This is a genomic window from Campylobacter sp. BCW_6467, assembly GCF_001762855.1.
Taxonomy (GTDB): domain Bacteria; phylum Campylobacterota; class Campylobacteria; order Campylobacterales; family Campylobacteraceae; genus Campylobacter_D; species Campylobacter_D jejuni.
On sequence record NZ_MJXP01000017.1, the window covers coordinates 1 to 19,426 of the forward strand.

The following is a 19,426-nucleotide window of genomic DNA, read 5'->3' on the forward strand; positions in this document are numbered from 1 at the left end:
TTCTAAATCTTCATCATTTTTATCATCTAGTTCATCTAAACTAGGCTCAGTATCCAAAGCTGTATGTTCTTGGCTTAAGTCTTCTTTTTCGCTTCCGCCATCTTCCAAAGTTAAATCTAAATCAGTTTGAATGTCTTCTTGAGTCTGTTCTTTAGTTGCTTCTTGTTCTAAATTTTCATCTTCTAAATTTTGAGTTTCTAAAGTTTCGTTTGCATTATCATCTTGCGCATCATCATCAAAACTCAAATCTTCCATTCCATCTGAATTTATATCTAAAGAATTTTCATCAGGCAAATCATCTAAATTTAAATTATCTAAATCCAAGCTTATATCAGCATAAGGATTTTCATCATTGCTTAACATTGGCAAATCAATAGATGTATGTTTGTTTGTATCTTTATTATTAAGTAAATTTAAAAAATCTGTAGGTAAAAAAGGTTTTTGTAAAATTTGCGCATCTATATCTTCTACATTTTGGTTTCGCGGAGCTAAAAAAATCAATCTATCACATTTTTCTTTAAGAATTTTTAAAGGTGCTGGAGTATCGCTATCTACAACAATCACATCATAATTACCCAAATTTTCACTATAAGCATTAAGTTCTTCAAAATCATAAGACATTTTTTTAGCACTAAGGCTTACAAGTCTTGAAACTACAGGGTTTTCATTTAAAAGTAAAATTTTCATCACTTTAATCCTTAAAAAATAATCACTATTTTACGATAATTTCATTTATCCTTTCCTTAGGAGAAAAAAAGAGTTTGCATATGAGTAAAAAGTTCTAAAATTAAATTTTTAAAATATTGCATCATAACTAATAAAATAGCGATCAAAACTACAAAGCCTAAAGCTATCTTTATAGGATAGCCAATAACTAAAAGATTAAATTGTGGCATTGTTTTCATCAAAAGTCCAAAAATAACATCGGCTAAAAGTGAAATTCCAAGTATGGGAAAGCTCATAGTAAAACCTATGATGAAAATATTAAACATACCCATATTTAAATAATGCATTAGATTCTCATGCGGATAAAATCCACCTAAACTAATATAACCTAAAGAATGACTTAAAAACAAAAGCATTAAATGATGACCATCAAAAGCAAGAAAAAACATCAAAGCAAGCAAATTTAAAATTTGAGATGTGATAGGCATACTCGTTCCAGAACTTGGATCTAATATACTTGCCATAGTAAATCCCATAGTAAAAGCAATCTGCTCACCTGCCATCATAATAATAGCAAAAATAATTTGAAGCATTAATCCTGCTATCATTCCAAAAATCACTTCACTAATAAGCTGCAAAACAAAAAAACTATCTAAATGCAAAGATTCTAATCTAGCCAAAGGATATAAATACATAGTCAAAAATAAAACTATAGTACTTTTTATCACCATAGGAATAGAATTATGTGAAAAAAAAGGAAAAAAAACTATAAGACCACTCATTCTAGCAAGAAGCAACATAAAAGTTACAACATTTTTATCACCTAAATAATTAACAAATTCCATTGGCGTTTATAGTATAAGTTTTATCACAAAAACTTGCAAGCTTGCTATCGTGAGTTACAAAAAATAAAGCTGCATCATTTTCTTTAACATAGGATATTAAAAGCTCGATAACATTTTTAGCATTATCAAAATCCAAATTTCCAGTTGCTTCATCAGCAAAAATAATCTTTGGTTTTTTACAAAGCACACGTGCGATACTCACACGCTGTTGTTGTCCGCCGCTAAGCTTTCCTATTTTTTGATGTAAAAGCGTATCAATACCTAATCTTTTTAAAATTTTCTCATCTAAATTTTGACCCGATAAAACACTAGCAAGTTCGATATTTTCTAAAGCTGAAAAACCTTTAAAAAGATAATGTGTCTGAAAAATAATACCAAAATCATAACGGCGAATTTTTAATCTTTTGTTTTCATCTATCTGATAAAGACTAGAACCTTTAAAAAAAACTTCACCTTTTTTTGGAATCAATAAAGAAGAAAGTATATGCAAAAGAGTAGATTTACCACAACCGCTGCTCCCTTGAATAGCAATGCAATCTTTAGTATTTAAAGTAAGATTTAAACCCTCAAAAAGCGGATAATCAAAACTATGGCTTAAATTTTCCGCTCTTAAGAGTTCCATTTTTAACCGTTTTTAAAGTTGTGCAGCAACTTCAGCCGCAAAATCTTCAGTTTTCTTTTCTAAACCTTCACCAACTTCAAAGCAAATGAATTCAACAATTTTAATTTTTCCGCCAAATTCTTTTTCTTTTTCAGCGATCACTTGTTCTACAGTTTTTTTATCATCCATCACATAAAACTGACCCATTAAAGTAAGTTTGCTATCAAGTTGAGAATTATCTGCTATAAAGCTATTCATTTTACCTGGGATAATATTATCCCAAATTTTTTCAGGTTTACCTTGAGCTTTAAGTTCTTCTTTGATTTTTTCTTCAGCTTCTTTTAAAATTGCATCGCTTAATTGTTTGCGACTTGCAAATTGAGGAATTTTATGTTCAGGTTTATTTGGATCTTTAAGCCTGCGTCTTTCTTCATTTTCTTTTTCAAGTTCAGCAACCAAAGCTTTGTATTCATTTTCAACAAAAGTCATATCCAAATCTTCATAACTTAAATAACTTGGTCTCATTGCTGCAATATGCATACAAATTTGTCTTAATAAATCTCTTGATTTTGAAGCTACTTCAGCACTATCACAAGCTGCAGCGATCACAACACCAACACGGCCATTTGTATGAATATAACCATTTACAACGCCGTTAGCACCTGCTTTTAAAGTTGCAAATCTTCTTACAACTAAGTTTTCTCCTATAGTTGCAATTTGACTTTTTAAATATTCTTCAAATTTTACGCCATTGATTGTGCTTGAATGAAGTTCTTCCACACTTTGTAAGCTATTACTTTGAATATGAGCTGTAGTATCTTTTGTTAAAGCGATAAACTGATCATTTTTTGCCACAAAATCTGTTTCGGAATTAATCTCACTTACAGTTGCACTTGTAAAATCATCACTTACTTTTACACTTACTAAACCTTCTGCAGCAAGTCTATCTGCTTTTTTAGCAGCCTTACCTAAACCTTTTTCTCTTAAAAGTTGTACTGCTTTATCAAAATCTCCATTAGTTTCACTCAAAGCATTTTTACAATCCATCATCCCCGCACCTGTACTTTCGCGGAGTTCTTTTACCATTGCAGCAGTAATTTCAGCCATTATTCTTGCTCCTCACTGAAGTCTTCTTCGCTCATCGCTTCATCTAAAACTTCTTTTTTCTCTTCATCGGTGATTTCTTTTTCTTCATTTGGTAAAGCTTCACCATCTTGTTCTCTTAAAGCTTTTCCTTCATTAATCGCTTCAGCCATTTCTTGACAGAAAAGTTGCACTGAACGAATTGCATCATCATTTCCTGGGATAGGATAAGTTACCAAATCAGGATCGCAGTTTGTATCTAGTGGAGCTACAACAGGAATTCTTAATCTATTTGCTTCTTGAACAGCAATTTTTTCTTTTACTGTGTCAACAACAAAAATCATATCAGGTTGAGTTTTCATATAACGAATTCCACCTAAATAAGCTAATAATTTTTCTTTTTTTCTTGTAAGCATTAAAGCTTCTTTTTTAGTTAAAAGCTTAATACTTCCATCTTCTTCCATTTTTTCAATTACTTCTAATTTTCTAATTGATTGGCGAATAGTACCAAAATTTGTCATCATACCGCCAAGCCATCTATGATTTACATAAGGCATACCGCATTTTTCAGCGTATTCTTTAATCGCTCCACCTGCTTGTTTTTTTGTTCCAACAAAAAGTATAGTTTTTCCTTCGGCAGCAGCTTCACGAACGATATTATAGGTATATCTAAAATATCTTAAAGTTTTTTGTAAATCAATTACATAAATACCTTTTCTCTCGCCAAAAATGAATTTTTTCATCTTTGGATTCCAGCGTCTTGTTTGGTGTCCAAAATGCACACCGCATTCTAATAAATCTCTCATACTAACCATGAGTTTCTCCTTATAAATTTAGCTTTATTCCTCCACATCCCTTAATTTACACAAGCTAAAAAGAATTGATGTGTGTGAAATGAAGCTAAGATTCTATCAAATTTAAGTTTAGTTTTTACTTATATATGTAGTCCTTGGTAAGGCTTAGATTATTATTGATTTCTTTTGTGATTAAAAATTGGAACAAATCCACGCTTCCAACACGAAAAGCAGAGGCACAAGAACGAAGGTATAAATCCCACATTCTTATAAATTCTTCATCATATTTTTCCCTTACCTTGTCCAATACTTTGTTAAAATTTTCATCCCATAAATCTAAAGTTTTTGCATAGTGCATTCTTAAACTTTCTGCTAAAAGAAGATGAAAATCCCACTCGCTCATAGCACTTACAACCTCTCTTAAAGAAGGTAAATATCCTCCTGGAAAAATATATTTATCTATCCAAGCATTTGTTTTTCCTTCAAACATGGCTAAAATAGAATGTAAAAGCATAGAACCTCCAGGTTTTAACACTTGTTTTACTTTCATGAAATAAAGTCCTAAATTCTCTTTACCTACATGTTCAAACATACCCACAGAAACAACTTTATCAAAATAATTTTCAAATTCTAAATCTTGATAATTTTGAAGTCTTATTTCTATTTTATCTTCAAGACCAAGTTCTTTTACTCTTTCCTTAGCTTTTTTACACTGCTCCTCTGAAATAGTAATTCCAACAACCTTAACTCCATACTTTTGAGCCGCCATAATAGAAAGCCAACCCCAGCCACAACCTATATCTAAAAGCTTTTCTCCTTCTTTTAAATCAAGTTTTTTAAGGGTATGTTCTATTTTGTTAATTTGAGCTTCATAAAGAGTATTATTAGGCTCTTTAAAATAAGCGCAAGAATAGCTCATAGTATCATCAAGCCAAAGCTTATAAAAATCATTACCTATATCATAATGACTTTTGATATTTTTACTTTCTTGCTTTTGAGTTATTTTACTCAATACATCTTTTTTGGTTTTAAAAAATTGCTGATTAGAAAAATAATATAATACCCTAGCCATTTCATCATAATCGCCCTCTATGTCAAGTTTTGCCTGCATATAATGTCTTGCAAAAACCAAACTTGTATCACCAAATAACTCCAAAAAAGGAATTTTTTCTTTAAAAATTAAAGAAAATTTAGCAGGTTTGTTTCCGATAAAAAATTCTTCTTTATCCCAAAAAACAACTCTAAAATCCCCATAATCCCATTTTTTTAAAATAGATTTGATTAAAGTTTTTTCTAACATAAAATACTCCTAAATTCTAAAATAATTATATTTTGAAGTATCTCTCTTTAAATATTAAAAATTAATAAAAATGAAGAAAAAATAAGATTTTTGCCATTATCATTAAATAATGGCAAAAAATGTAATATTAATGTAATTTAGACCAAACAGAACGCTTCCAACCTATAGCAAAAATACTTAAAATTACAAAGAATATCATTACATAAATTCCTGTAGTTTTTCTTTCTTCTTTTTTGCTATCACCCACTTGATCAATATAAGATACAACCTTAGCCTGTGCAGCTTCTGTTAAACCTACTCTTGGCATAGCGGTTCCTGGAAGAAGTTTTTGAGTGTTATTAATAAAATCATGTAAATATTGCTCACCACGAGATCTTATCATCATAGAAAGATCAGGCGGAACAGAACCTAAATAAGTTTTTAAATCATTTTGATTTGATGGAGTAAAAAAGCTATCGTATTTCATATCATGACAACGTCCGCAAGCCTCAATAAAAGTTGCTTTATCTTTAGCAAATTTTATATCTTTTTCCATTAAAGCCGCTTTTTGAGCACTATTTTCCATTTTAGCATATTTTGCCTCAACATCTTTCTTAATAGTAGCATCTTCATTGGCTTCAAATTTAACACTCACATCTTTAAGATAAGCAATTACATTGGCTATATTTGCATTTGTAGCTTCTTCGCTTTCTCCTGAAGTATCTTTATTGTAAGCTGTCATAATAAAAGCATCACCAAATTTATGATCTACTTTTAAAGCAAGCGCAGGATGCATAATCAAAGCTGCTAAAAATTTTTCATCAAAAATAGCACCAGCTGCACTAAGATCAGGTGGTATTACTCCCATAGAAGAATCAGTAATATTAGCTGTTATTCCATCTTCTTTTAGACCATGACATGCAAAACAGTTATTTTCAAAAAATTCTTTACCTTTTTTTGCATCACCCTTAGCAAAATCGATCTTTGCAACATCTGCCCAAAGTGTTTCAACTTTGCTTAATTCTTCTTTTGCTTTTTCAAGTTCTTTGTTTGCACTCTCTATTCTTTTAGCATCTCCTGAAGCTTGTGCATCTTTTAGAGCTAATTCTTTAGCTTCAACTATACCTTTTGCAAAAGTAGTATCTTCAACAGCAAAATCAAAATTTGCAGGAGCAACATGAGGTTTCATCACTGAATGAGCATAAGGCTCTACCCCCCAATATACAAACGCAGTAAAAACTACCACAACTAAAAATATTTTTATTTCTCTCATTGTTTAGCTCCTTTTCTCTCCATAATAGTAATAACCGGTAAAACTACAATAAGTAAAAGTAAAAATACTATAGAAGCATAAAATCCTACCCAAGCATTTACACCTGTTGGAGGTAATTTTCCATAAACTGTTAAAACAATTAAATCAATAAGTAATATCCAAAACCAAATGAAAAATAAAGGTCTTTCATGGGCTGGTTTTACAACATCACTTCTATCAAGCCAAGGAAGCAAGAAGAAAATCACTTGAGCAATACCAAATGCAGCCAAACCTATATCAAAAGCTTTAATACCTGCAATATCAAAGAAAAATCCTCTTAAAACTTCATAACTCCATAAGAAATACCACTCAGGATAAATATGAGCTGGTGTTTTAAGCGCATTAGCCGGATCAAAATTAATTGGATCCATTGCAAATTCAAATTTAAAACAGACTAAATAAAAGAAGAAAATCATAAAAAAGCTTATATACATAAAATCTTTTGATAAAAATCCTGGCCAAAAAGGAATCACTTTAGAACCCTTTGTGTCACCTGCCATGTACTTTTCAGCCTCTAAGTCAAAGTCAAGTTCTTCAGAAATTTCATTATTAACATGAGGAATTCTTAAAGAATAGAAGTGAAATGCTATAATAGCAATGATAACTATAGGAAGCAAGCACACATGAAGCATAAAAAATCTTGTTAAAGTTGGATCAGAAACCGCATAATCTCCACGAATCCAAATCACAAGCTCAGGGCCAATAAATGGTATCCCTCCAAAAAGATTAGTGATTACTTGAGCTGCCCAATAACTCATTTGTCCCCAAGGAAGCATATACCCACTAAAAGCTTCAGCAGAAAATACAACAAACAAAAGCATACCGCTAACCCAAATCATCTCACGACCTTTTTTATAAGAACCGTAATAAATTCCTGTTAGCATATGTATGTATATAATCAAAAATACAACAGAAGCGGCAACACCATGCATGTGACGCCAAAGCCATCCATAATCCACCTCTTGCATAATAGTCTTATTCACACTATCAAAAGCAAGTGCAGTATCTGGTTTATAATACATCACAAGTAAAAGTCCTGTAACAAAAAGCACTGCAAAAAGAGTGGTTAAAATAACCCCCATTGCCCAAAGAAAGTTAATTTGCTTTGGTATCCAATACTTTACCATTAAAACATCAAGTAGTTTATGTATTGCAAGTCTTTGATCAAGCCAATCTACAAGACCATTAGCTTTTCTAATTTGTGCCATCTTAAGCCTCCGCTATCATTTTTTTATATTCAGGACCCTCTTCACCTAAAACAAGTTTGGTTCCATCAATCTTAAAAGGAGGAATTTCAAGAGGCTTTGGAGGAGGTCCAAAGACATTTTTTCCACTTGTGTCAAATTCTCCACCATGACAGGCACATTTAAACAATTGCTCGCTTGGTTGGTAAGCAGGTATACAACCCAAATGCGTACAAAGTCCTATAACCACAGTATAAGCTGCGTTATCTACCACAACATCACGTTTTTCATCTTTTGGCATACTCGCATCTTTTTTTAATATAAAAATAGGCTTTTTACGCCATTCTATAGTTCTAAGCTCTCCATCTTGCATTCCTGATAAATCTACTGTAGTAAAACCTGCAGCTTTGACACTTGGAAGTGGATCCCAAGTTTTTTTCATCGCAACAAGCGAGAAAACACCGCCTACAGCAGCTACGCTTCCAAATGCAAAGCCCATAAAGCTTCGTCTACTCTCAGATGTAGCCATAACTTGTCCTTTCGATTTTATTTTTTAACCAAGTTAAAAGTTTATCGAAATTAAAATAAATTTTTTCTTTGTTTAACAAGTTTTGATATTTAGACAATAAGAGCAAAAAGAGAAAAAACAAGCACAGGTAAAGTTATCAAAAAGCCAAATTTACAATATTGCCAAAAAGAAATATTAATGCCTTTTCTAGCCAAAACTCCAAGCCAAAGCAAAGTTGCCAAAGAACCTATTGGCGTAAGTTTTGGGCCTATGTTTACCCCCAAAAGATGCGCATAAATCATCAAGGAATCAAAAGAAAAATTCTCAAAATATTCTTTTAATGCCAAATCGCCGATTAAAACCATAGGCAAATTATTAAACACAGAAGATCCAAAAGCTGAAATCAAAGCCACACCAAAAATTCCACTCTTATCTTGCATCAAAAAAGCATAGCTTTTAACCAAAATTTCACTCACGCCTATTTTATGTAAAGCAAAAACCACCATATAAAGCCCAAAACTAAAAAGCAAAACTCCATAAGGTGCTTCAAAAAGAATTTTAACACTTTTTTTACCTTGAATTTTTAAAACAATAAGCCAAAAAATTCCCGCCCAAAGCAAAGCAAAAAAACTTATTTTAATATCAAAAATTTCACCTATAAAAAAACTGATCACAAAAAGAAGTAAAAATACTATGCAAAGAAAAAACAATTTCAATGAAATTTGCTCTTTTTTGACTAATTTAAATTCAAGCCTTTTAGGCAAAACTCTCCCATAAAGCATAAAAACCATAACTATAGTAGAAAGCAAAACAAAAAAATTTGGCAAAAACATATTTTTAGCAAATTCTAAAAATTCTATCTTAAAATAATTTGCTGTAATGATATTGGTTAAATTTGAAATAACCAAAGCATTTGAACTTGCATCACATAAAAAAGAAAGACTAAGCAAAAAAGAACTTAAAATAAAAGCATGATTTTTACAATCTTTAAGAGTTGAAAATAAAGCTATAATAATAGGTGTAATGATTAAAATCGCTCCATCGTTAGCAAAAAATGCAGAAAGAAAAAAGACAAAAATCAACAAAAATAACATCAACTTTTTTGTGCTAATATAAATTTTTTCTTGATTTTTCTCTCTAGAAAAATGCAAAATTTTACTCGCAATAAAATCAAAAAATCCTAAAGCTTCCAAGCTAAAAGAAAGGATAATCAACCCAACTAAAGTTAAAGAACTATCCCAAACCAAAGAAAAAACAAAATAAGCATCTTTAAAATCTACCAATTGAAAAATAAAAACAAAAAAAGCTCCCAAGCTAGAAAATACCCAAATAGGTAAATTCCATGGACGCCAAAAAAGTAAAATTAAAGTAGATAAAAAAATAAAAAAAGCAAGCATTTAAGCTTTTTTCTTTTGCATTTTGATATAAATTTGCAAAATATCCAACGCCGCAGGAGTGATTCCACTGATTTGACTTGCAGCAAAAATAGTTGGAGGTTTATGATGATTAAGCTTTTCTACAACTTCATTACTCAAACCGCTTACACTTTTAAAATCAAAATTTTCAGGAATTTTAAGCTCGCTAAGATTTTTCATTTTTTCTACTTGAGCTTTTTGCATACTAATGTAATGATAATACTTTGCCTCATTTAAAATCTCTCTTAAGGAGTAATGATCCATAGTTTCAAACATAGGATCAAGTTTTTTTAATTTTTCTATATCAAAACTTGCTCTTGCGACAATTTTTTGAAGATTGACTATAGAAGAAATTTTATCTTCTCCTAAACTCTCTAAAAAAGCATTATTTTGGTTATTAGGCGTGAATTCTTTAGAAAGTAAAAATTCAAGTCCTTTTTGAAGATTGTTTGCGATATTTTGTATATAAGTAAAATCTTGCTCGCTTAAAAGCCCTAAATCATAGCCATATTTTCCAAGTCTAAGTATAGCATTTTCTTCCCTTAAAAGCAGTCTAAATTCCGCTCTTGAAGTAAACATTCTATAAGGTTCTTTTGTACCTTTTACTACCAAATCATCGATTAAAACTCCTATATAAGCTTCATCACGCCTTAAAATCAAAGGCTCTTTCATATCTATGCTTAAACTTGCATTGATTCCTGCCATAAAGCCTTGTGCTGCAGCCTCTTCATAACCTGTAGTTCCATTAATCTGTCCTGCACAATAAAGATTTTTAATCTTTTTAAGTTCTAAAGTATGCTTAAGTTCAGTTGGCTCTATATAGTCATATTCTATAGCATAACCAAAACGGGTTATTTTAGCATTTTCAAAACCCTTTACAGAACGTAGCATTTGAGTTTGCACTTCATAGGGCAAAGAAGTAGAAAAACCATTGATATAATACTCCGTTGCATCGATAGTTTGAGGCTCTATAAAAAGATGATGACTTTCTTTGTCGCTAAAACGATTGATCTTATCTTCTATAGAAGGACAATACCTTGGCCCCACGCCTTCAATCTGTCCTGTAAAAAGTGGGGCACGATAAAAATTATTCTTAATAATCTCATGTGTAGTTGTATTAGTGCGTGCGATATAACAAGGAAGTTGAGTAGGATTAAAATTTCTTGAACGAAAACTAAAAGCTTTAGGATTTACATCGCCATCTTGGATTTCAAGTGCGCTAAAATCAATACTTTTTGCATCTACTCTTGGGCAAGTTCCTGTTTTTAAACGCCCCATTTTTAAACCCAAAGTTTGTAGATAATTGCCTAAATTTACTGAAGCAAGCTCCCCTACCCTTCCTGCTTGAAGTTTATTTTCGCCTATATGAATAAGTCCATTTAAAAAAGTCCCTGTTGTTAGGATCACTTTTTTGGCAAAATATGTATTTTCTAAATTTGTTTTTACGCCTTTAACTTCATCATTTTCTACGATTAAAGCATTCGCTTGTTCTTGAGAAATTTCTAAATTTGGAAGTTTTAAAAGTTTATTACGTGCAATGATACGGTACTTATCCATATCAATTTGCGCCCTACTTCCTTGAACGGCTACACCCTTACTTTCATTTAAAATGCGAAATTGTATTCCCGCTTCATCGGTGATTTCACCCATAAGACCACCCATGGCATCAAGTTCTTTTACCAAATGCCCTTTTGCAAGTCCACCTATAGCTGGATTACAACTTGCTGCTCCTATTTGCTCAATCAATGTAGTTAAAAGTAAGGTTTTTTTACCCATTCTAGCAGCAGCAGCACTTGCTTCAACACCCGCATGTCCACCACCTATAACAATGACATCAAACATATTTTGCCTTGAAAAATGTGAATTTTTAAAAGAAAGATTATATAATATTTAGACTTAAAACAAACTCGTTTTAAGCCTAACAAAAATTTATTTAGCTTCTTGGAGAGAGAAAATTAACTCATTATAAGTTTTATCTGCATCTTTGCAGAAATTTTTAAGCATCTCAACACCCTTATTTAAACCTTGTTGCTGTTCTACTCTTAAAAGATCGCTATAAAGGCTTTCTATTGTAGAAATAGCGCTTTTATTTGGCATACGACGAACGGAATAATAGCCTATGATATTATTATTAATATCTATTGATGGAGTTACATTTGCAAAAACCCAGTAGTAATTGTTATCTTTAGTTTTGTTTTTTACGTAAGCAAAAATTTCCTTACCCTCTCTCATATAATCCCATAAATATTTAAAAACAGTTTTTGGCATCTCTTCATGTCTTACTATGTTATGAGGTTTATTTAAAACTTCACCCATGGTATAACCTGCATATTTTAAAAAATCATCATTTGCATAAACTATTTTACCTTTTAAATCTGTTTTAGAAGTAATTAAACTATCTTCTTGTAAAAAAATTTCTCTTGACATTTCCCCACCCTCTTAATTTATATTTTTAATTTTGCTAAGATTTCAGCACTTCTTTGCTCTAGTGATTTAATATCATTTACAATCGCATCATAAGCTTTTTGATCGATATAATCTTGACTTGATTCTTCTATTGCTTTTTTAGCGTTATCTTTTATAAATTCTTTAGCTAAATTTAACTCAGTTTCAGAACTAAGTTCATTAATAACACCTTGAGCTCTCTCATCTTGGCAAAGATTAGAAATTGGATCTACACTTTCAAGATTGAAATTTTGAGCCCCATTTAAATTTAAATATATATTTGATTTATAAAGAATATGATCGATTTTAACTACAGATAAAATCAATCTCTTTGCAAAGGATCCAAAATTAACACCAAGAGCACTACTATTTTCTTCTAGACGTTTAAAAGCTTGAGAAAATTTATTAATTCTTTCTTCAGATTCACTAACAATGTTAAAAACTTGATCGCTGCCACTTTGGATATTTACAAAATCCTGTTGCATAGTCTGAATTGCAATGGAAATTTCGCTTGTAGATCTTTGAGTTCTTTCTGCTAACTTTCTAACTTCATCAGCCACAACCGCAAAGCCCCTACCATGTTCTCCTGCACGTGCAGCTTCAATAGCAGCATTTAAAGCTAGAAGATTGGTTTGATCAGCTATATCGCGTATTACTTCAACCACTGAAGTAATATTTTGGGAATTAGCCACAAAAGTTTGTACTGTTTCCTTGCTCGAATTTACAACATCCATTAAAGAACCCATGGCACTTTGCAAAGAATCCACCTCTGAGCCATTTTCTGTAGCTGTATGAGTAATGGCATCAACTGTATCATATACATTTTTCATCATGCTAATATCTTGATTTAATGAGCTAGAAATTTGAGACATATCTTTATTTTGATTTCCAAGGCTTAAATCCATTAAAGTTCTTGATAAAGCATTTTTAAAAGTGGATCTTGCTGTCACTTCTATGTTTGCTAAAGCTTTATTTATAAATTCGATATTATGAGCAAAAATTCCTTTTAAACCTTCAGGCAAAGCCTTACGATAAAATTCGCCTTTTTGGGAACAAGAAATAGAAGTATTAATTTCCCTTAAATAAGCTTCTAGTCCATCAATAGTATTGTTAAGATTATCTGCTATTTCGGCTAATTTTTTGCTTTTTGTTTTTACATAGATCATTCTATTGTCAAAATTTCCTTCTTTTAACTCTCTACAAAGAACCAAAAGTTTATCTATCATTATTTGCTCATCTTTGTGTTGTCTAAGCAAATAAATCATTAAAACAGCGATTAAAATAAAAATTATCACTCCAACATAAATATGAATAAAAATGGCACCTAAAACACCGATAATACTTAGAAAAATAGTTAATAATAATCCATTTTTCACCATAAATTTACCCCTTTATTAAAAATTTTTGAAGTCATAAATTAAAGTAATACTTTAATAATATATTACTTTAATTTTTAGGCGAAGATTGTACAATAAAAAAGATTAAATATATCTTATTTAGTTATCTTCTTGCAAGTTAAAAACAAGTTCATTATAAGTCATTTTATAAGAACTTACAATATCCATTAAAGCCGAAACTCCAGCATTAATGCCTGATTTTTGCTCTTTTTCAAGTAAAATTTTATAAACTTCTTCAATTATAGGAAGAGATTTTCTATTGGGTGCACGACGAACAGAATAGTAGTTGATGATATCTCCATTGGCATCAAATGAAGCACTTACATTTGCAAACACCCAGTAAAAACTACCATCCTTGGCTTTATTTTTTACAAATGCAAAAATTTCTTCTCCTTTTTGAATATAATCCCAAAGACATTTAAATACAGTACGTGGCATATCTTCATGTCTTACTATATTATGAGATTTATACAAAAGCTCATCGACTTTATAACCTGCGTATTGTAAAAAGTCATTATTGGCATAAATGATATTCCCCTTAAGATCTGTTTTAGAAGTAATTAAAGCATTTTCAGACAAAACTATTTCTTTCATAATTAAAACATCCCAATAAAACAAATAAATCAAAAATAGAATTATTACTAATAATAAACAATAAAAAGTATACTAAATTATAAAATTTTCAAAAAATATTTTAAATTTTATAATGTAAATAATGAGAAATTTTGTAACATTTATATAAAAAATTGTCATATCATATAAAAGAAAGTATTTCTAGATTTGTTTTTTTGTTAAAATTTACAATACGCATTGTTAAAATTATATTTCACAAAAGATCAAAAGGAGTGAATAAACTTGGAAACTTTAAGTCAAACTTTAGCTGAAAGAAAACCGCCTTTATATAAACGTATTATAAAAAGTCTTGGATTTTGGGTGATTATAGGCATTATTACAGGTATTATACTTGGCTATACAGATAAAGAATTAGCCATTGCTAGCAAACCAGGAGTTGATTATTTTATAGGTGCTTTAAAGGTTCTTATAGGTCCTATTATTTTTGTTACTTTGGTTTTGGGTATCATTAGTCTTGAAAGTTTAAAAAAAGTAGGTAGTATTGGTGCTAAAGCGGTTATTTACTTTGAAGTTGTAAGTACTTTAGCACTTGCTATAGGTATTTTTATGGCAAATGTTATGCAACCAGGTCATGGAATGAATCTTGATCCAAGTCAACTTGATACAAAAAGCGTTCAAAAATACATTTCTCAAACCACAGAAGTAAGCGCAAGCTCTGAGATCATGCATATTTTAAAAGATGCTATGCCTACTGATATTATCACGCCTTTTACAGAAGGAAAAACCATACAAGTTTTAGTTATTGCTATAGTTACTGCTTTGATTATTTCTTTAATGAGAATAGAAGATAAACAGGCAATTCAAAGAGTTTTTGAAGTGGTGCAAAATTTTGTTTTTAAAATTCTACAAATCATTATGTATTTTAGTCCTATTGCCGCCTTTTCAGCAATGGCTGTACTCATAGCTCAATACGGAATTGGCTCTTTGATCAACTTAGCATATTTACTTTTAGTGATGCTGATTTCATGTCTTGTTTTTATATTTGGAATCTTAGGTCTGATTTGTTATTTTGCAAAAGTAAATATCTTCAAATTTATGAGATTTATCTCAAGAGAAGTATTGATCGTTTTTGCAACCAGTTCAAGCGAGTCTGCACTTGCTCCTTTAATGAGAAAACTAGAAAAAGCGGGACTTTCTAAAGCAACAGTCGGACTTGTTTTACCAACGGGATATAGTTTTAATCTTGATTGTACAAATATTTATCTAGCTATGAGCTTAATCTTTCTAGCACAAGCTTTTAATGTAAATTTAAGTTTAACACACGAAATCAGTATTTTAATAGTATTAATGATAGCTTCAAAAGGTGCAGTGGGTGTAACTGGATCAGGTTTTATAGTGCTTGGAAGTACGCTTGCAGCTCTAGGAAATATGGAAATTTCAGAAGCAAATGCAACCTTAGCGCAAGTTCTACCAGTAGCTGCTATAGGCGTTCTTTTAGGTGTTGATAAATTTATGTCTGAAATGAGGGCTGTTGGAAATCTTTGTGGAAATTCAGTAGCAGCCTTAATCGTTGCGATCTGGGATAAACAAATTGATCAGGAAAAATTCAACTATGCTATGGATAATCCAGAAAAATTCCATAATGCTGGAATGAACTAATGGGTTCTTTGGAGGAAATCATATCGATTAACCTCCTCTAAAGTATTATCTTTTTTCCTAAATTGTTTTAAAAAACTTTCATTGAAATTAAAACTAAATCCAACTTGAACAACGGTATCATCAACAGTCTCTCTTGCGCTATAATCACGACGCAATAAATTTAAACTAAATACACTATAAGGAGAGTAAGATACTTGATAATTAGTTTTATCATTATCCTTGCTTATATCAAAAGCAAAAGCGGTGTAAGTTGGAATTACAAAACTCATTCCAAGCTGTAAATTTTTTTCTGCTTCATTGGGTATGTAATAATTACTATAAGCCTTTATAAATTTACTATAACCAAACTCTGTACCAAAGCTTTTAGTATCTTTTTGTTCCTTTTGTTTGTCAATAAAACCATTAACTCCAAATAAAAATTCATCTTTTTCATAACGATTGATTAAGCCCCCTGAGTAATTATAATTATCTTGAGCCACAAAAAGTTCTTTTTGAAAAAGCAAAGAATTATTCTCTCCCTCATAAAGAGAACTTAAATTTTTAACCTGCGCGTTTTCGTTTTGAAAATCTAAATTCCCATCTGTTTTATCTATACCATTATTATTTTCTAAAGTTTTTGAAAGCAAGCTATCAAAAGTACTTTTAAAATCCACATTCTCTTCTTGAATTTTTGGAGCTTCTTTGGTGTTTTTATAATCAAAGTGCTCCCAAGAATTTTGATTATTATTTTTTACTAAAGCCTCTGCAAGTTCATCGGCATGGAGTAAAGAAAACAATGCTATTATATAAAAAATACCCCTCATTATTCTTATATTCCTTATTATTTCTTGTTTGAGTATTTATTATAAAAAAATAATATAAATAAAAATTCCACAAAGACTAAAAACTAAAATTAGCAAATTTAAAGTAAATAAGTGTATAATTAAAATAAAAAAGGGTTATTAATGCAAAAAGACAACCTCATAGCTTTTGTTATTTTTATTATCAGCACTATCGCATTTGTTATTTGGGGATTTGGTTATATTTCGCAACATCAACTCATTCTTTTTATTCTTGCTTCTATATTTGGCATTTTTATGGCATTTAATATAGGTGGAAATGATGTAGCCAATTCTTTTGGAACAAGCGTTGGTGCAAAAACAGTAACCATTAAACAAGCTTTAATTATAGCAGCTGTTTTTGAGCTAAGCGGGGCAATCTTCGCAGGCGCAGAAGTTACTAAGACCATACGCAGCGGTATTGTTATTTTTCCAAATTCTTTAGATCCTATGCTTTTTGTTATCATTATGCTTGCCGCACTTTTAAGCTCTGGGGTTTGGATTTTTATTGCAACCAAGAAAGGCTTACCTGTATCAACCACACACAGTATAGTCGGTGGGATTGTAGGTGCTAGTATTATGATGGGGCTTTTAAAATTTGATGGGATTCAAACACTCTCCATGGTTAAATGGAGTGAAATTTTAAGAATAGCTATTTCTTGGGTAGCTTCGCCTCTTTTAGGGGGTATTGTAGCTTATATTATTTATTCATATATTGATAAGAAAATTTTAAAACCATCAGAAAAACTAAATGATGATTTGAAAAATATCAAAAAAGAAAGAAAAAAATTCAAAGAAGAATATTTTTTAAATTTAAAAACAAAATCCCAAGAAGAACAAATTAAAGAACTTTCCGCTATAGCTTTAGATGAGGAAGAACAAGAAAATAATTTCTATAGAAATAAAATGAAGGAATTTAAGGATCAAGAAAAAGATATAGATATTTACTCTATTTTAAAAACTCATATGCCAATCATTGCTTGTATTGCTGCTGCTATCATTTCGGCAATGTTTTTATTTAAAGGTTTAAATAATGTTAGCACTTTAGATATTTTACAAAACTTTTGGATTATCGGAATTATAGGAACTATAAGTTATGTTGTAACATTTGCTATAGTCAAAATCGTTAAAAAAACAGAACTTAATAAAACTACTGATAGAATTTTCTCATGGTTTCAAATATTTACAGCCTCTAGTTTTGCATTTTCACACGGAGCCAATGATATAGCCAATGCTATAGGTCCTTTTGCAGCGATTTTAGATGTCTTAAAAAACGGCACAATTAACGCGACTTCTCCTGTACCTTTTGCTGCCTTAGCTATGTTTGGAGTTGCTCTAGTTGTAGGGCTTTGGTTTTTAGGTAAAGAAGTGATTACTACAGTGGGTTCAAAACTTGCAACCATACGCCCTACTACTGGATTTTCTGCAGAACTTGGTGCAAGCATAGTTATACTCTTAGCTACACAATTTGGAATTCCTGTTAGCTCCACCCATATACTCATAGGTGCTATCTTGGGTATAGGAGTGTATAATAAAAACGCAAATTGGATTATGATGAAGCCTATAGGATTGGCTTGGATTATCACTTTACCAGTCGCTGGTATTATGGCAGCACTTGTATTTTTAGGATTTAAACTATCTTTAGGAATTTAAGTAAAGCTTATTTTTCTAAAATATTTTTTCCTTTAATTATATGCATTTTAATTTTTCCAAAAAGTTTATCCTCAGAATAAAGAGAACTTTTTGGAGCAAAAATTTCTTCATTCTCATCAAAAAGAACTAGATTAGCTTCTTTTCCGACTTCTATAACTCCGCTATTTAAACCTAAAAATTCACTAGGATTTTTACTTGTAAATTGACAAAGCTCTTGCCAATTTAAAAATCCTTCTTTGATTAAAAAAGTATAGCAAAGACTTATAAATTCGCATACGCTATGGATTCCAAAGGCCGCTTCATCAAAAGCTAAATCTTTTAAAGAAATTGATTTTGCACTATGTAAGGAAGTTAAAAAGCTGATTTTTCCTTCTTTTAAAGCCTCTCTTAAAGCCAAAACATCTTCTTTGCTTCTTAAAGGTGGCATAAGTTTCGCAGCAGTATTAAAATCTTCACAAGCACTATCATCTTTGATAAGATGATGAATGCTTACAAGTTTTAAATCCTTTTCATCTAATAATAATAAAGAATCTTTCAAACTTAAAAGATCAAAAATAACTTTATTTTTATAAAATTTAGCCAATTCTTTCATTTTAGCTATCTGGCTAGTTTCAGCGATTTTACTCATGCCTATAAGCCCTAACTCAAAACTCATTTCACAATCATTCATCACTCCATTATCATCAAAATCCTTATCATAACAACGCACAAAAATTGGAGAGTCTTTCATAAAAGCATATTGTGAACTTACTTTTAAAGTATTTGCATCCAAAGAGCTATCAAGCTCTAAAGCACAAGCCCCCTTGTTTAAAAGAGTGGCTAAATTTTTAAGCTTGCCATTTGCATCCTTAACCCGCACACTTGAAAAAATTTGCATCTTTCTTTGAGCTAAATTTTGTAAAAATAAAGCAAAACTTTCTTCATCAAAATCCATGCAATCACGCAAAACTATACTAGAAATTCCTCCTTTTAGACACTCATTTTCTAAAAGCTCTAAATTAGCTAAAGAAAATTTATCATTTTTCAAACTTACACACAAATCCACAAAAGATGGAAGTAAAGTCATACCTTTAGCATCTAAAATTTCTTCACCTTGTAAATTAGAACCAATATTGGTAATTTTTCCTTCTTTAATCTCTATATCTTGTAAAGAATCTCCATAAATTTTTGCATTTTTAATTATCATGATTTTTC

At 30.8% G+C, this 19,426-nt stretch carries 17 protein-coding genes and 1 pseudogene; 2 read left to right on the forward strand and 16 right to left on the reverse strand.

The features are described 5' to 3' along the window. From AJ888_RS01455 to cetC, 14 genes and pseudogenes are all read right to left on the reverse strand, one after another. Positions 1-687, reverse strand: a pseudogene (locus AJ888_RS01455) (highly acidic protein); the annotation flags it as partial. Positions 688-743: 56 nt separating this feature from the next. Next, on the reverse strand, positions 744-1,511 hold the full coding sequence (fliR, locus tag AJ888_RS01460) for a flagellar biosynthetic protein FliR (protein WP_002855878.1): 768 nt from the start codon (positions 1,509-1,511) through the stop codon (positions 744-746). Next, positions 1,498-2,133 carry an ABC transporter ATP-binding protein gene (locus AJ888_RS01465; protein ID WP_002861890.1) on the reverse strand — a complete coding sequence of 212 codons (636 nt, stop codon included), beginning with the start codon at positions 2,131-2,133 and terminating at the stop codon, positions 1,498-1,500. The genes fliR and AJ888_RS01465 overlap by 14 nt, the downstream gene beginning before the upstream one ends. A gap of 12 nt (positions 2,134-2,145) precedes the next feature. Beyond that, positions 2,146-3,219 (reverse strand): translation elongation factor Ts, encoded by a 1,074-nt coding sequence (tsf, locus tag AJ888_RS01470; protein WP_002852901.1) that lies wholly within the window; start codon positions 3,217-3,219, stop codon positions 2,146-2,148. After that, positions 3,219-4,010 (reverse strand): 30S ribosomal protein S2, encoded by a 792-nt coding sequence (rpsB, locus tag AJ888_RS01475; protein WP_002861891.1) that lies wholly within the window; start codon positions 4,008-4,010, stop codon positions 3,219-3,221. The genes tsf and rpsB overlap by 1 nt, the downstream gene beginning before the upstream one ends. A gap of 115 nt (positions 4,011-4,125) precedes the next feature. Beyond that, positions 4,126-5,289 carry an SAM-dependent methyltransferase gene (locus AJ888_RS01480; protein WP_002861892.1) on the reverse strand — a complete coding sequence of 388 codons (1,164 nt, stop codon included), beginning with the start codon at positions 5,287-5,289 and terminating at the stop codon, positions 4,126-4,128. 127 nt (positions 5,290-5,416) lie between these two features. After that, on the reverse strand, positions 5,417-6,541 hold the full coding sequence (locus AJ888_RS01485) for a cytochrome c1 (RefSeq protein ID WP_002861893.1): 1,125 nt from the start codon (positions 6,539-6,541) through the stop codon (positions 5,417-5,419). Next, the gene (locus AJ888_RS01490; protein ID WP_002861894.1) at positions 6,538-7,788 is read right to left on the reverse strand and encodes a cytochrome b; all 1,251 of its coding nucleotides are present in this window, start codon (positions 7,786-7,788) and stop codon (positions 6,538-6,540) included. Before AJ888_RS01490 ends, AJ888_RS01485 begins: the two co-directional genes overlap by 4 nt. Position 7,789: 1 nt before the next feature. After that, the gene (petA, locus tag AJ888_RS01495; RefSeq protein WP_002852880.1) at positions 7,790-8,293 is read right to left on the reverse strand and encodes a ubiquinol-cytochrome c reductase iron-sulfur subunit; all 504 of its coding nucleotides are present in this window, start codon (positions 8,291-8,293) and stop codon (positions 7,790-7,792) included. A gap of 89 nt (positions 8,294-8,382) precedes the next feature. Then, positions 8,383-9,669, reverse strand: coding sequence for an arsenic transporter (locus AJ888_RS01500; RefSeq protein WP_002861895.1), 1,287 nt, complete (start codon positions 9,667-9,669; stop codon positions 8,383-8,385). Next, positions 9,670-11,529 (reverse strand): tRNA uridine-5-carboxymethylaminomethyl(34) synthesis enzyme MnmG, encoded by a 1,860-nt coding sequence (gene mnmG / locus AJ888_RS01505; protein ID WP_002861896.1) that lies wholly within the window; start codon positions 11,527-11,529, stop codon positions 9,670-9,672. An 87-nt stretch (positions 11,530-11,616) separates the two neighbouring features. Continuing rightward, positions 11,617-12,114 carry a bipartate energy taxis response protein CetB gene (cetB, locus tag AJ888_RS01510; RefSeq protein ID WP_002861897.1) on the reverse strand — a complete coding sequence of 166 codons (498 nt, stop codon included), beginning with the start codon at positions 12,112-12,114 and terminating at the stop codon, positions 11,617-11,619. A gap of 17 nt (positions 12,115-12,131) precedes the next feature. Continuing rightward, positions 12,132-13,511 carry a bipartate energy taxis response protein CetA gene (gene cetA, locus AJ888_RS01515; RefSeq protein WP_002861898.1) on the reverse strand — a complete coding sequence of 460 codons (1,380 nt, stop codon included), beginning with the start codon at positions 13,509-13,511 and terminating at the stop codon, positions 12,132-12,134. A 117-nt stretch (positions 13,512-13,628) separates the two neighbouring features. Next, positions 13,629-14,123: an energy taxis response protein CetC gene (cetC, locus tag AJ888_RS01520; RefSeq protein ID WP_002861899.1), complete on the reverse strand. Its 495-nt coding sequence runs from the start codon at positions 14,121-14,123 to the stop codon at positions 13,629-13,631. Between the two features lie 261 nt (positions 14,124-14,384). Between cetC and AJ888_RS01525 the strand changes: the two genes are divergently transcribed. Continuing rightward, complete coding sequence (locus tag AJ888_RS01525; RefSeq protein WP_002861900.1) at positions 14,385-15,761, forward strand: cation:dicarboxylate symporter family transporter; 1,377 nt, start codon at positions 14,385-14,387, stop codon at positions 15,759-15,761. On the opposite strand, the gene AJ888_RS01530 is transcribed toward AJ888_RS01525, so the two are convergent. After that, on the reverse strand, positions 15,758-16,564 hold the full coding sequence (locus AJ888_RS01530; protein WP_002861901.1) for an inverse autotransporter beta domain-containing protein: 807 nt from the start codon (positions 16,562-16,564) through the stop codon (positions 15,758-15,760). The two genes, AJ888_RS01525 and AJ888_RS01530, sit on opposite strands and share 4 nt — an antisense overlap. 141 nt (positions 16,565-16,705) lie before the next feature. Here AJ888_RS01530 and AJ888_RS01535 point away from each other — a divergent pair, with 141 nt between their 5' ends. Further along, entirely contained in the window at positions 16,706-18,232 is a 1,527-nt protein-coding gene (locus AJ888_RS01535) for an inorganic phosphate transporter (protein ID WP_002861902.1), read from the forward strand. Between the two features lie 7 nt (positions 18,233-18,239). Here AJ888_RS01535 and AJ888_RS01540 read toward each other — a convergent pair whose 3' ends face one another. Beyond that, the gene (locus tag AJ888_RS01540) at positions 18,240-19,418 is read right to left on the reverse strand and encodes a metal-dependent hydrolase (RefSeq protein WP_002861903.1); all 1,179 of its coding nucleotides are present in this window, start codon (positions 19,416-19,418) and stop codon (positions 18,240-18,242) included. Positions 19,419-19,426 lie beyond the last annotated feature (8 nt).

Excerpts from the sequence above, each read along its gene's own strand:
- fliR (WP_002855878.1), bottom strand. The coding sequence starts at position 1,511 with ATGGAATTTGTTAATTATTTAGGTGATAAAAATGTTGTAACTTTTATG.
- AJ888_RS01465 (WP_002861890.1), bottom strand. The coding sequence starts at position 2,133 with ATGGAACTCTTAAGAGCGGAAAATTTAAGCCATAGTTTTGATTATCCG.
- tsf (WP_002852901.1), bottom strand. The coding sequence starts at position 3,219 with ATGGCTGAAATTACTGCTGCAATGGTAAAAGAACTCCGCGAAAGTACA.
- rpsB (WP_002861891.1), bottom strand. The coding sequence starts at position 4,010 with ATGGTTAGTATGAGAGATTTATTAGAATGCGGTGTGCATTTTGGACAC.
- AJ888_RS01480 (WP_002861892.1), bottom strand. The coding sequence starts at position 5,289 with ATGTTAGAAAAAACTTTAATCAAATCTATTTTAAAAAAATGGGATTAT.
- AJ888_RS01485 (WP_002861893.1), bottom strand. The coding sequence starts at position 6,541 with ATGAGAGAAATAAAAATATTTTTAGTTGTGGTAGTTTTTACTGCGTTT.
- AJ888_RS01490 (WP_002861894.1), bottom strand. The coding sequence starts at position 7,788 with ATGGCACAAATTAGAAAAGCTAATGGTCTTGTAGATTGGCTTGATCAA.
- petA (WP_002852880.1), bottom strand. The coding sequence starts at position 8,293 with ATGGCTACATCTGAGAGTAGACGAAGCTTTATGGGCTTTGCATTTGGA.
- AJ888_RS01500 (WP_002861895.1), bottom strand. The coding sequence starts at position 9,669 with ATGCTTGCTTTTTTTATTTTTTTATCTACTTTAATTTTACTTTTTTGG.
- mnmG (WP_002861896.1), bottom strand. The coding sequence starts at position 11,529 with ATGTTTGATGTCATTGTTATAGGTGGTGGACATGCGGGTGTTGAAGCA.
- cetB (WP_002861897.1), bottom strand. The coding sequence starts at position 12,114 with ATGTCAAGAGAAATTTTTTTACAAGAAGATAGTTTAATTACTTCTAAA.
- cetA (WP_002861898.1), bottom strand. The coding sequence starts at position 13,511 with ATGGTGAAAAATGGATTATTATTAACTATTTTTCTAAGTATTATCGGT.
- cetC (WP_002861899.1), bottom strand. The coding sequence starts at position 14,123 with ATGAAAGAAATAGTTTTGTCTGAAAATGCTTTAATTACTTCTAAAACA.
- AJ888_RS01530 (WP_002861901.1), bottom strand. The coding sequence starts at position 16,564 with ATGAGGGGTATTTTTTATATAATAGCATTGTTTTCTTTACTCCATGCC.
- AJ888_RS01535 (WP_002861902.1), top strand. The coding sequence starts at position 16,706 with ATGCAAAAAGACAACCTCATAGCTTTTGTTATTTTTATTATCAGCACT.
- AJ888_RS01540 (WP_002861903.1), bottom strand. The coding sequence starts at position 19,418 with ATGATAATTAAAAATGCAAAAATTTATGGAGATTCTTTACAAGATATA.